Below are 12,698 nucleotides of genomic sequence, written 5' to 3'. Positions count from 1 at the left end.
GGAAAGCCAAAAGCATGCCTTGCCTGGAGGAAACCGACCAACTGGTCCAACTGATCGACCAGAAACACGAAGTGCTGACACAGCTCTTGACGCTGTCGCAGTATCAACTGCGTTTGGCGGGCCACGAGCAATACATTGGCGACCTGATGCGAGTTCTGGGAGCCAAGCAAACCTTGATCGAACGCTTGACGCGAATCGATCGCACGATGGATCCATTTCGCCAGCAAGATCCGGAATCGCGGGTCTGGCGAAGTGCCAGCGAGCGAACCCAATGCTCGCAGAAGGCCAAGCAGTGCGAAGTACTGCTGAGCGAACTGAAGCATATGGAACAGAAGAGCACCGACGTGGTTTCGGCCCACCGGGACGAGATCGCCAAGATGCTGCGGGACACCACGAGTTCCGTCGACTCTGCTTCCGCCTACACCGATATGAATACCCCCACGAGCCGCGGTTTCGATTTGACCGCCGAGTGAGAAAGGGACGGCCCATATGACCTCTCCTCAAGAGCAACCACAAATGCCTGAAACGAACCGACTGTTCAATATGTCGCCCGACGACGAGTCGATCGATCTGCGTGACCTGCTGCAATGCTGGGACAAGGCAACCGCTCGCCTGCAGGAAACTCACGAATCGCTTCGCAAAGAAGTGACCCGGCTGACCGACGAGTTGGAAGTCAAGAATCGTGAGCTGGCTCGCAAGAATCGCCTGGCCGACTTGGGGCTCGTCGCGTCGCATATCGCCCACGAAGTTCGCAATGGCCTGATGCCGTTAACGCTGTATACCGGGTTGCTCAAGCGAAAGATCGGCACCGATCCCGAAACGAATCGAATCGTCGACAAGATCGAGTCTGGCCTGACCGTGCTCAACACGACAGTCGACGACCTGTTGCACTTCACCGCCGATCGTCAGCCGAATCAAACGTATGTGCCAACCTCGAAAATGATCCTTGAAATCTGCGAAGACCTTGCTCCGCAGTTTCAGGCTCAGAACGTTCAGTTGCGTCTCGATCTGACCGAGCAGGAAATGCTGCTGGCCGACAAGGACATGCTCAAGCGAGCGTTCCTCAACTTGACGCTCAACGCTTTGGATGTGATGCCCAACGGCGGCATCCTGACGATTACCTCGCAGGTCAACTTTGGCCACCTGGAAGTCGAATTCGCCGACACCGGCTGTGGAATCGCGGCTGGCGATGTTCGACGTATCTTCGATCCGTTCTTCAGCACCAAAAGCACCGGGACCGGCCTTGGCCTGGCGATCGTGCAGCGGGTGATGGAAGTGCACCAAGGCCAGGTTTCCGCGATAAACTGCCCCGACTTCGGGGCCGCATTCATGCTTATGTTCCCCATGAAAGCAGCGAAGGCAGCCGCATGATTGATACGACCAAAAATCACTCGAACAACCACTCGGTCCTGGTGGTCGACGACAACCCGCACTCGCGCGAAAGCTTGTGCGATGCCGCGTCGATCATTGGCTATCAAGCGGTGAGCTGCGGCAGCGGTCGCGAAGCGTTGGATCTGCTGGCCAAGCAGTCGTTCGACGTCGTGGTGACCGACCTGCAGATGCCCGGCATGGATGGCCTGGAACTAGTTCGTCAAGTTCGTGCCCAGCACGAGAAGACACAACTGGTCATGGTCACCGCGCATGCCAGCATTCATACGGCTGTCGAAGCGATGCGATTTGGCGCTCTCGACTACCTGGAAAAGCCAGTTCAGTTGGAACCGCTCGAAGCGGCCATCCGCCGGGCGATCGAATCGACGACGCGTGGCGACCGTGCCACGGCGATTCCTCCAGGCGGCACCAGCGACAGTGTCGTGATGATCGGTGATAGTCCCGCCATGCAAGCGCTACGGCAACGCATCGCTTTGGTTGCTCCGACCGACGAAACTGTGTTGGTGACCGGCGAAAGCGGCACCGGTAAAGAGCTGGTCGCGCGTTCGATTCACCTGGCCAGTCGCCGTTGCCGCGAGGCGATGATCAGTTTGAACTGCCCTGTGCTGTCGGCTCACTTGATGGAAAGCGAACTGTTCGGTCACGAACGGGGCGCGTTCACTAGCGCCGATCATGCCCGGGTCGGTCGTTTCGAGTTGGCGGACAAGGGAACGATCCTGCTCGACGAAATCACCGAGATCGACCTGCCGCTGCAAGCCAAGTTGCTGCGAGTGCTGCAGGAGCGACGTTTCGAGAAAGTGGGCAGCAGCACCACGATCGAAGCGGACGTGCGTGTGCTGGCGACCTCGAACCGAGATCTGCTGGCGGAAGTCACCGCGAATCGTTTTCGACAGGACCTATACTATCGCTTGAATGTCGTGCCGATCGAATTGCCACCGCTCCGCAATCGAACGGAAGACATTCCGCTGCTGGTCGACCACTTCCTGGGTGCGGCCGTTCAGCGAGTTGGTCGCGAGATGTTGACCGTCGCGGACTCGGCAATGGATATCCTGCAAAGTCATACCTGGCCCGGCAACGTTCGCGAACTGGAAAACATTGTCACGCGAGCCGCCCTGCTGACGATTGGTCACGACCTGACCGCCGATCAGATTCGCCCTTGGCTGCTGGAAGGCAATCAAGAAGCCATTTCGCTTCAGCCATCCGGCAACGTGTCGGTGGTCGGAATGCGACTGGAGGAAGTCGAACGCCAGTTGATCGAACAAACGCTGGAGCACTACGAAGGTCACCGAGAAAAGACGGCGGCCGCGTTGGGCATCAGCGTACGAACATTAAGTAACAAACTGCGAAGTTACGGCCTGGCTCCTCGGGCTCGTACCTTTGCTCACGTTTAGTCGAGGTGGCATGCATGAGCTGCTATCGGCAAGACTTTCCGGAAACGTATCGGCAACATTTGCCGGTTGCCGGAAGGGTAAAAGTTGCCGGAAAAGTGGCTTGCCGCAAGATTTGCCGGACAAGGCAAAGTTTGCGGGTCGCTGGTAAACGAATTTCATGCAAGCATCAACCTCGGCACACCCTTTGCAATACGTCGGTCGCCTAACTTAAGGAAGCCCACGATGGAATCTTCGATTCTCAATGCGAACACCGTCCCTGTTCTCGAACAGGTCGTGAACTTCGCGCAGAAGCGACATTCCATTCTGGCCACGAATATCGCCAATCAACGTGTGCCTGGTTACAAGGGCCGCGACTTGAACGTCGATCGCTTCCACGAAGTTTTGGCCGAGGCGATCCAGCAGAAGAATCAGCCGAACGACTCACTTCCGTCAGGATTGGTCAGCACCAAGCAAGGTGACCCAATGCGAGAAGTGCGAGAATCACTGAACGGAATCCTTTTTCATGACGAGAGCAATCTCGACATCGAAAAGCAGGTTGCCGAGCTGACGAAGAACCAGCAGATGCACAACATGGCTCTTTCCATCATGGAAAACCAGTTTCGTCTGTTGAATGTTGCCATCAGCGAACGACTTTAATCCCCCCCGGATTTTATTTAGTCAGGAAAGGACCTATCGATGATCTCCGCCTTGGATATCAGCACGAGTGGCCTGGTCGCCCAACGAGAACGCCTGACCACGATTTCGCAAAACATTGCCAATATGTCGTCGCTGCGTGATGCCAATGGACGCATTGGTCCTTACAAAGCGAAGCACGTCATTTTGGAAACCGATCACGAGTTGGCCACCACCAGTGGTGCCGCCGGCGTGAAGGTTGCCGAAGTGCGTGAAGACAACGTCGACCCGAAGCGACGTTGGCAGCCAGACCATCCTCTGGCAATCAAGGATGGCAAGTGGAAGGGATACGTCGAGTATCCGAACGTCGATATGACCGAACAGTTTGTCGATGCCCTGGAAGCGACCCGGGCCTACGAATCGAACGTCGGCGTGCTCGAAATGACCAAGAACATGACGAATCAAACACTTCGCATTTTGGCGTAACAATGGTGATCTCCCCCGATGGCATCCATTAACGCAATCCAACAGCAACTGAACATCCCCACCACGCCGAATGTTTTGCCTGGCAAAGCGGACGAAGCGTCGGGATCGTTCGGTAAGTTCCTTCTCGAAGGAATTCAGGAAGTCAACCAGATGCAACAGGACGCCGACCGAGCGGTCGAGTCCTTGTTCACCGGCGGCGATGTCAATCCGGCCGAAGTTTTGACCGCCGTGCAGAAAGCCGACATGTCGTTCAAGTTGATGATGCAGGTCCGCAACAAAATGATGCAGGCCTATGCGGAAGTGAAAGACATTCGCGTTTAGCGACAAAACGGTTAAGCTCACGGATCGAGCGACCGCCACCGGCCATCCATCGAAGGAGTCGATGATGGCAAACCTTACGAACTAACGAACATTTTCGCAGCTTGAAGGGTCCAAGGATGGACTTTTTGAACAAAGCGTTCGAGCAAGTTAAAGACCTCTTCGTCTCGATGACACCCGGTTCCCGGATCATCGCAGGCCTGTTGGTCGTGGCTATTGTTACGAGCGTCGCCTTTCTGTTTCAAAGCGAGATGTTCCAGAAGGATGTCCCAATCCTGTCTGGCGCCCCGATCGCCCCGGCCGATCAAAAAGCCATTCTGGCCGCCTTCGCTGCCGAGACACTCGACGATTACGAAGTGATCGGTAGCCAGATCTACGTTCCCCGCAGCCGCCGTGTCGACTACATCGCTGCGCTGGTCAAGAACAACGCCATCCCGCCAGACTTTCACGACAGTGTCGAAAAGGCGATTGGAGAAGCGAGCCCATTTGAATCGGAAAAGCATCGCTCGGATCGGCAGAAGGTTGCTCGCGAAAAGGAGATGGCTCTCGTTCTACGTAACATGCGCGGCATCGAGTACGCTTCGGTTCAGTACGACATCGAAGACAAAGGAGGCTTTCCACGTGTGAAGGTTTACACCGCTTCCGTCGTCGTGCGTCCTTCCGGTTCCGATGACATCGATCCTAAGACCGTTAAAAGCATTCAAAACTACGTGGCTCACTCGATCGCTGGGCTCAAAGCAGAGCATGTTTCGGTGACCGATCTGAATTCCCGTCGGACTTACAGCGGCTTGGACAACGATCTGGCCTCGGTCAACGACGATCCCTACGCGGCTCGTAAGCAATGGTTCGAGCAGCACTGGACCGACACCATCCAAAACGCCTTGCGTTTCATCAACGGTAACAACGTGACGGTTAACGTTGAACTCGATCCCGAGATGAACCGCATCGAAAAGGGAATCAAGTACGATCCACGTCCGACCCCGCTCGCCTCGAAGGCTGAGAAAACGTCGGACATTAAACGGACGCCAATCAATGCTGGACGTCCTGGGCTCGAAGCCCAGCAGCCCAATCAGCAAGCGGCCGTCAGCCAGACGCCCATGTCAGAGCAAACTTCCGAATCGAATCGCGAAGAAACGCTGGCTGTGACTAACCAGGATTACATGCAAAAGCAGCTCGCTTCGCTGACACCCAAACGGGTGACCGTTTCGGTGAGCATCCCGAGCCAGTACTACGCCGATGTCTGGCACTCGCGCAATCCAACGCCTGCTGGTCAGCCGGCCAAAACCCCCGATCCAGGCGACCTTAAAAAGATCGAAGACGAAACCAAGAAGGCGGTCGAAACCACCGTCGTGACTTTGCTGCCGGAACAAGCCCAGGGGGAAGACCCTTATCCACAGGTCTACGTAATGACCGCTCCGCAGCTTCCCGAGACCGCGACGGAAGAGCCTGCGATTGCCGATACGGCGATGGCCTGGTTGGCAACCAACTGGCAGACGCTGGCGACCATTGGGTTTGCCGTCTTCGGTTTGATGATGCTTCGCAGCATGCTCGCCGGTGGTGCTCCTTCGCCTGAGTCGGCTCAGGCCTTCAAGCTGGAAGATCCCGCCGCCGCTCAGGCAAAAGAGGCGAAGCCAAGCGAAGAGTCCGAGAATTCAATGCAGGGGCTGCTCAAGAAACGATTCAATCAGGGTGGTGGTCCTAACCTGAAGAACGAACTGGCCGAAATGGTTCGCGAAGATCCCGACACGGCCCTGGGAATTCTGCAGAACTGGATCGGAAGCACCAACTAGCGGTTAAGCCACAACAGATCAACAAACCATGAACACATCGCCTGAAACCATCCGCAAAGCCGCCATCGTGATCGCCAGTCTCGATGAAGTCTCGGCCGACAAGCTGCTTGACAGTATGCCGGAAGAGGTGGCCTCGCAAATTCGCTGGATGTCGATCGAACTCGAAAACGTTTCGGACGAAGAACGCCAAAACGTCCTTGACGAGTTTCTGCGGAACTCCGGTCGACAGGTTGCCATAGACGATCCTGGCGTGGAGATGGAATTCACTTACCAGCAGCCTGAAGCACCGGTCGCCGCACCACAGCCTTCGTCGGTGCCAACGCCTCCGCCGTTCGCCTTCTTGAACGATGCCCCCAGCGAAATGCTGGCCCCGTTCTTCGAGCAAGAACATCCGCAAGTGACCGCCATGGTGATGAGCTACCTCCAGCCAGAGCGAGCCTCGGAAATCTTGCGACAACTGCCAGCTCGCCTCCAGGCCGAAGTGGTCCACCGCATCACCATGCTCGACGAGCCCTCGCAAGAGATCGTGGCCGATATCGAAGCCCGCATCAAGCAGATTGTTTCGCGTCAAACCCTCGCATTTGAACGTCGTCGACTTGGAATGGCCGCCGCCCAGGCAATTTTGAAGGCATCTTCCAACGACCAGGCCGAGCAGCTTCTCGCCGAACTAAGAAGTCGCGGCTCGCAGATTCCTGGCGACCTGGAAACTTTCCAGCAGACTGCCAACGCAGCCTCTGCTATTGCCCCGCCAACGCCCGCCGTCGTGCCAATGCCGCAGCCCAAAGTTGAACCGAAGACACAGCCATTTGCCGCCACGGCACCGATCGAAGTGAGGAAGCCCGAGCCGAAGACGCCGGAACCGAAGAAGGCCCCCGTCGCCAAGATTGAAGCAACGACTCGCGAGCTTCCGCAGCCGAAGTTCCCGTTCGAGAAGTTCGCAACGCTCGACGATGCTTCGCTGGCTCGCGTGCTGCATCAGACCGGACCGAAGGTCGTTTTGCTCGCGCTTTGCGGTGCCTCGCCAGCGGTGATGAAACGAATCTCGCGTGGTCTTGGTGCTGGCGATGTGAAGTTGCTGGAACGTAAGATTCGCGAGATGCAACCGGTGTTGCTCTCGGACATCGATCATGCCAAGCGACAGATGTGCCTCGCGGCAGATTCGACCCTGACGCCCACGCTGGCCCGCGCGGCTGGTCAACTTCAGGCCGCCGCATAAGGAGAAGCACCCATGGCAGTGATCAAATCTGGCAACCTGCAAAACGAACCCAACCTGATGGCGACCGTCGCGTTCAATCTCGACGATGTCACCAACAAGGCTCAAAACGACCTGAACAGCGTCAAGCTGAAAGCGGCCGAGCTGGTCAAGCAAGCCCAGGAACAAGCCAAACAGATCCGAGCCCAGGCCGAACAACAAGGTCGTCAGGCAGCCGAAGAAAAGGCTCGCCAGTCGATGAAGGTCGAAGTCGATCAACAAGCTGCGACACTGCTTCCAGCCTTGCGAACGCTAGTCCAGGAGTTGACGACCGCCCGCCAGGCCTGGCTCAACCAATGGGAACAAGTCGGCTTACAGGTTGCTGTAGCGATCGCGGAAAAGATCATCCGCCGCGAGGTTGCTGCCGATCCGCAAGTCTCGGCCACGCTCGTTCGCGAATCGCTGCAACTCGCCTCTGGCTGTGGCGAGATCCATGTGCGACTCAACCCACAAGATCTCAGCAGCATGCAAAGTGGTGAAGCGATGCTGTGCGATGAACTGAAGAAGCTGGCTCCGGCACAAATCATCGCCGACAGCTCAATCACCCGTGGTGGCTGCATCGTCGAAACCAAGTTTGGTTCGATCGACAATCGCATTGAAACGCAACTCAGTCGCATTGCCGAAGAACTGGGAGGTGCCGCGTGATTGCTTCCCTGAAAAATCGCCTCGCCCAGGTTATGCCGACATCGGTGACCGGAAGTGTTGTCGAGACTTTCGGGACTACCACCGCCGTAGCCGGTTTTCCGGTGCCGATTGGTGCGGTCGTCGAAATCGAACGCCAGGTCGGGCCAGCGATTCCTGCCGAAGTGATCGGGTTTAAGGGAGAACACACCCTGGTCTATCCGTTGACCGGAGTGCAGGGGATTCGCCGCGGCAACATCGTGCGTCTGCGAAAATCGTTCCGCACGGTGGGCGTGGGGGATCAACTCCTGGGGCGAATTGTCGATGCCCACGGCAAGTGCGTCGATCACCTTCCACCGCCGATCGCCGTCGACCGGTTGGGACTCGATCGCGATCCACCGAATGCGGTCAATCGTCCGCGAATTGATCAGACGATCTCGACGGGCGTGCGTGCCATCGATGGCATGTTGACCTGTGGTCTTGGCCAACGCGTCGGGATCTTCGCCGGAAGTGGCGTTGGTAAGAGCGTCACGCTGGGGATGATGGCCCGTTACACGTCGGCCGATGTGAACGTGATTGCTTTGATCGGTGAACGTGGTCGTGAAGTGAACGACTTTATCGAACGCGATCTCGGTCCTGAAGGGATGGCTCGTAGCGTGGTCGTTGTGGCGACCAGCGATCAGCCTGCCATCCAGCGTATGCAGGCCGCTTTAACGGCGACGACCATTGCCGAATACTTCCGCTCGTGTGGCAAGAATGTGCTGTTCCTAATGGACAGTGTGACCCGCTTCGCGATGGCTCAACGAGAGATCGGTTTAGCCGCTGGCGAGCCACCAACCACGAAGGGCTATCCACCGTCGATGTTCGCCTTGCTGCCGCGTCTGGTCGAACGAACCGGACGCACGGCTCAGGGGAGTATCACTGCCTTTTATACCGTGCTGGTCGAAGGGGACGACACCAACGAACCGGTCGCCGATACGGTGCGAGGCCTTCTGGATGGGCACATTGTGCTTTCGCGAAAGTTGGCCGGCAAAGGGCATTACCCGGCGATCGACATCATGCAGAGCATCAGCCGTTTGATGAACGACCTGGTAAGCGACGAAGTTCGCACCGGGGCGCTGGTGATTCGCGATTTGATGGCGACTTATGCCGAAAATGAAGACCTGATCAACATCGGCGCCTATCGCCAGGGAGCGAATCCTCGGATCGATATGGCAATTCGATTGAAAGACGAGATCGATCGTTTCCTGCGACAACGCGTGGACGAACAAGCCAGTGTCGAATCAGCCCAGCAGCAGTTGTTGGCCCTGGTTCGTAAATGCAGCGCACCGCAGCCCAACCTGGGCGGCGCCCGAGTTAACTCCAAGTAGCTCAGAGAACCTGAATGGCCAAGTTTCGCTTCCGACTCGAGACCTACCTTCGGCTGAAGATGGCTGCGCGCGATCAATGTCGTGCCGACCTGGCCGAGGTGCTGCGAGCGGAAGATCAACTGAAACAGCATCAGGTCGACATCGAACGCGAGATGGAAGAGCACAACACATACGTTCGATCGGTTTCACAAAAGGGAACCTTGAACGTCGACCTGATCGCGGCATCGCAGAACGAGTTCGTATTTTTGAAAGCCCTGCGGCAAGAGAAGTTGAATTTGATGCAGCAGTTGCAGCCGCATATTCAACAACGTCGTCAGGCACTGATCGATGCCGACCACGAAGTCCGCACCTTGGAACGATTGAAGGAACAGAAGCACCAGCAGCACCAACAGTGGGAGCTCGCTCTGGAAGCAAAACAAATGGACGAAATCGCCTTGGGCGGTTTTCGGCGTAAAGGAGACTAGACGTGGCTTTGGTACGTATGGCAGGAGCATTTATTGCCTACCTCTGCGTAGCGACCGTCCTGGCGCAGGTGATCTGCGTGGCGATGTTCGCCAACTCCGGGACGTTCACCAAAGAGCGTTTCTACTCGCTGATGGCGCTCGTCTATGGCATCGACGAAGATGCGATCCGGGAAGAAATCCAGAAAGAGGACGAGCCGGAAGAAGATAACGAAGAGCCGGACATGCAGCAGATTATCGACGAGCGAGCCCAGCGACATCTGGCACTCGACTTTCGCCTGCAAGCACTGGATACCGGGATCGAGAACCTGCGGAACATGCAATCGAGCCTGATGGAAGAACGTCGGCGTTACGACCAGTTAAAGCAAGGTTTCGATCAGCGTCTGAAAGCCCTGGAAGATGGTGTGCTGGATGAAGCAATCGTGGAAGTGCAGCGGACGCTAGAAGCACTGGATCCTCGCCAGGCGAAAGAACAAATCCTGATGATGCTCGAGCGGGACGACAAGGCGATGACCGACGTGGTGAAGATCGTCAAAGCGATGTCGACCGACAAGCGTAAGAAGATTATGGGCGAGTTCCGCAGCGAGGAAGAGCAGCAGAAGCTGGCCGATATTCTCGACGAGATTCGCCGGGGCATGCCGGATACGGACATTTTGGGAGACGCTCGCGATCAGCTTCAGCAGTTCGCGCCGCCGTCCAAATAACGAGGAAACAGATGGAAACCTCATCATCGAGTTCGATCAATTCCACCTCCAACTGGGCGGGGAATTCGCGCAATCAGCAAGCTTCGGCTGCCGATCCGATGGCCTTCTTCGACTTAATCATGAAGACCTCGCAGTCGCTGTCGGGGAAGGGCAATAACATCTTCGACCCGGCCGTGGCTCCCAACGGTTCAGCCGGTGTCGCCGACGAACCCTACACGGCGGTTACCGACGATCCCAGCCTGCACGACGATCACTACGAAGAAGCAGCGAGTGCCGTTCCGGTTGAAGCAGCCCGGAACGATGTATCCGACAGCAGTCAGCCAGCGGATGACTCGATCGATGCGGACAAGGTTGCTGCCGTAGCGGAATTCTCGGAGAAGGGTTCCACCGAAGAAGAAACCGACAACCCGGATCAAGCCGCGCTTGAAACGGCGGCTGCTGCCGGTCAACAAGAACAGATTCTCGCCGCGCCGGATACCTTGGCCGCTGCTGAGGGAGACGAAGCGGATACCGCCGCAGAGCAGGGCGGGGCCGTCGAAGTGAACCAGCAGAAGACATCACAGGCCAACGCCGGCAACATCGAAACCGATCAACCGCTCGATACTAGTGCGATTGCGGAGGCAGCGACGGACGCGGACCAGGAGGGCCTGGGAACCGATGCCGATGTTGTCGCTCAGAAGGGTGATGGCAAGGAAGAGACTGAAGCAGGCGAGCAAGCTGAGCAGATCACTCCTGAAGTCGACGCGACCGACGAATCACAGGCTGATCACGAGACCGTTGCCAGCGCGGATGGAACGAACGGCGATGAGCTGACCGCCGAACAAACCGATGACGCCAGCACGCCTGAGATCGAAACCACTTCGGGTGAAGAAGCGAGCGGGCACGATTCGTCCCGAGACAACGAGTCTCGTTCGGTACAACGCCGAACCGACAAGCCGGATGCGAAAGTTGACGTAGCGAAGGCACCCGCAGATGTCGCCGCCGAGACCACTTCGACGGTAACCGCCAGCAGCGAAGCAAGCGAAGCGGTTGCCGCAGCAGCGGCAGCTTCCGCCGCGGCGGGAACGACAACAACGCCAGGCGGCAGCACGTCCAATACTACTAGCAGCGTGAACAATATAACCTCGCTGCTGCAACGCGGGATGCAGCGGGGAACGCTGCAAAAGACCACCGAAGGAAAGCCATTGACGCAGCTCGATTCACGTCAGCAAATTCGATTGATAAACCGCGTTGCCAGGGCCGTCGAATCGACGCCACCTGGTCAGTCGATCAAGATTCGATTGAATCCTTCGGAGCTAGGGCAACTCAAGGTCGAGATCAAGGTCGAAGATGGCAACATGATCGCCAAGATCGAAGCCGAGAACGCATCGACGCGTCAGGTGTTACTCGACAATCTGCCGCAGCTTCGCGAGCGATTGGCCGAGTCGAACATCAACGTTCAGCAGTTCGAGGTAGAGCTGATGGGGCAGCAAACGCCACAAGATGGAGCCGCCTCAAACATGGCCGATCAATCGTCAGAACAAGGAAATCAGCGCACAAAAACAGGTTCGTCGCTGAACCAATCGGATAGCGAAGAAGCGACTCCGACAGCGACCGAAACGGTTAACAAAGAAGCCGAGCGCGATAGTCGAAATTTGAACATCACCATTTGATGTGCGTTGGCAGAAAGACATACGTAAACGCATCGCAAATTGTCCGCATTTCACGATGAAGTGAGTGAATCATGTCAAGAGTCGATTCCAGTACGTCGACCAATACTACGAGCAGCAGTGCGAAGCAACCGACAGATCTTCGTGAGCTGTCGATGGACCACTTTCTGCAACTGATGGTCACCGAACTTCAAAATCAGGATCCGCTCGATCCGATGGAGAACTCGGAGATGCTGCAGCAAATCAGTCAGATTCGTGAGATCGGAGCGACCGATCAACTTCGCGAGTCGTTGGAGTCGATGCAGCAGAGCCAGGGTATCTCGACGGCTAGTGGGCTGATTGGCAAACAGGTCCAAGCCCTGACCGATGACGGGTACGTTTTGTTTGGCGTGGTACAAAGCGTGCAACTGGCTCCGAATGATGATGGAACCCGGCAGTTGACCTTAAAGGTGAACACCGGTGACCAGACGGTCGACGTGAACATGGACGACATCTTCACGATTCTTCCGGCGAACGTCAGCGATACCGACGTTGACGGAACCGATTCGACTGGCACCGGTACCGGAACGGATGAAACCGATACCGACAGCAGCGACGATTCCAGTAGCGACGAAACAGAAGAAGTCACTTCCTAAAACAACCACGCGCTCCAGGG

At 56.8% G+C, this 12,698-nt stretch carries 14 protein-coding genes; all 14 read left to right on the top strand.

What is annotated here, in order from left to right; translation table 11 throughout:
• Window positions 1-14 precede the first annotated feature (14 nt).
• The 14 genes from ABD890_RS05640 (at window position 15) to ABD890_RS05575 (ending at window position 12,678) form a co-directional block, all read left to right on the top strand.
• A complete protein-coding gene (locus ABD890_RS05640) occupies window positions 15-473 on the top strand; it encodes a hypothetical protein (RefSeq protein ID WP_345086720.1) in 459 nt (152 codons plus the stop codon).
• Window positions 474-489: 16 nt separating this feature from the next.
• Window positions 490-1,371, top strand: coding sequence for a sensor histidine kinase (locus ABD890_RS05635; protein ID WP_345086718.1), 882 nt, complete (start codon window positions 490-492; stop codon window positions 1,369-1,371).
• Complete coding sequence (locus tag ABD890_RS05630; protein ID WP_345086717.1) at window positions 1,368-2,780, top strand: sigma-54-dependent transcriptional regulator; 1,413 nt, start codon at window positions 1,368-1,370, stop codon at window positions 2,778-2,780. Before ABD890_RS05635 ends, ABD890_RS05630 begins: the two co-directional genes overlap by 4 nt.
• Window positions 2,781-3,002: 222 nt before the next feature.
• Window positions 3,003-3,416 carry a flagellar basal body rod protein FlgB gene (flgB, locus tag ABD890_RS05625; protein WP_345086715.1) on the top strand — a complete coding sequence of 138 codons (414 nt, stop codon included), beginning with the start codon at window positions 3,003-3,005 and terminating at the stop codon, window positions 3,414-3,416.
• A 39-nt stretch (window positions 3,417-3,455) separates the two neighbouring features.
• The gene (gene flgC, locus ABD890_RS05620; protein WP_345086713.1) at window positions 3,456-3,878 is read left to right on the top strand and encodes a flagellar basal body rod protein FlgC; all 423 of its coding nucleotides are present in this window, start codon (window positions 3,456-3,458) and stop codon (window positions 3,876-3,878) included.
• Between the two features lie 18 nt (window positions 3,879-3,896).
• Window positions 3,897-4,199, top strand: coding sequence for a flagellar hook-basal body complex protein FliE (gene fliE, locus ABD890_RS05615; RefSeq protein ID WP_345086712.1), 303 nt, complete (start codon window positions 3,897-3,899; stop codon window positions 4,197-4,199).
• A gap of 116 nt (window positions 4,200-4,315) precedes the next feature.
• Window positions 4,316-5,986 (top strand): hypothetical protein, encoded by a 1,671-nt coding sequence (locus tag ABD890_RS05610; RefSeq protein WP_345086711.1) that lies wholly within the window; start codon window positions 4,316-4,318, stop codon window positions 5,984-5,986.
• A 28-nt stretch (window positions 5,987-6,014) separates the two neighbouring features.
• Entirely contained in the window at window positions 6,015-7,202 is a 1,188-nt protein-coding gene (locus ABD890_RS05605) for a FliG C-terminal domain-containing protein (RefSeq protein WP_345086710.1), read from the top strand.
• Between the two features lie 12 nt (window positions 7,203-7,214).
• The gene (locus ABD890_RS05600) at window positions 7,215-7,883 is read left to right on the top strand and encodes a FliH/SctL family protein (protein WP_345086709.1); all 669 of its coding nucleotides are present in this window, start codon (window positions 7,215-7,217) and stop codon (window positions 7,881-7,883) included.
• Window positions 7,880-9,229 (top strand): FliI/YscN family ATPase, encoded by a 1,350-nt coding sequence (locus ABD890_RS05595; protein WP_345086708.1) that lies wholly within the window; start codon window positions 7,880-7,882, stop codon window positions 9,227-9,229. Before ABD890_RS05600 ends, ABD890_RS05595 begins: the two co-directional genes overlap by 4 nt.
• A 14-nt stretch (window positions 9,230-9,243) precedes the next feature.
• Entirely contained in the window at window positions 9,244-9,693 is a 450-nt protein-coding gene (locus tag ABD890_RS05590; protein ID WP_345086707.1) for a flagellar FliJ family protein, read from the top strand.
• A 2-nt stretch (window positions 9,694-9,695) separates the two neighbouring features.
• Window positions 9,696-10,394, top strand: a complete 699-nt coding sequence (locus ABD890_RS05585; protein WP_345086706.1) for a hypothetical protein — start codon at window positions 9,696-9,698, stop codon at window positions 10,392-10,394.
• 11 nt (window positions 10,395-10,405) lie between these two features.
• Window positions 10,406-12,046: a flagellar hook-length control protein FliK gene (locus ABD890_RS05580; RefSeq protein ID WP_345086704.1), complete on the top strand. Its 1,641-nt coding sequence runs from the start codon at window positions 10,406-10,408 to the stop codon at window positions 12,044-12,046.
• A 71-nt stretch (window positions 12,047-12,117) separates the two neighbouring features.
• Window positions 12,118-12,678, top strand: a complete 561-nt coding sequence (locus ABD890_RS05575; protein ID WP_345086702.1) for a flagellar hook assembly protein FlgD — start codon at window positions 12,118-12,120, stop codon at window positions 12,676-12,678.
• The last annotated feature ends 20 nt before the right edge of the window (window positions 12,679-12,698 follow it).

Origin of the sequence: Bremerella cremea, from assembly GCF_039541315.1 — a bacterium.
Classification (GTDB): Bacteria; Planctomycetota; Planctomycetia; order Pirellulales; family Pirellulaceae; genus Bremerella; species Bremerella cremea.
Note: the sequence above shows the minus strand (reverse complement) of the source record. Positions and strands in the feature narration are given on the sequence as shown.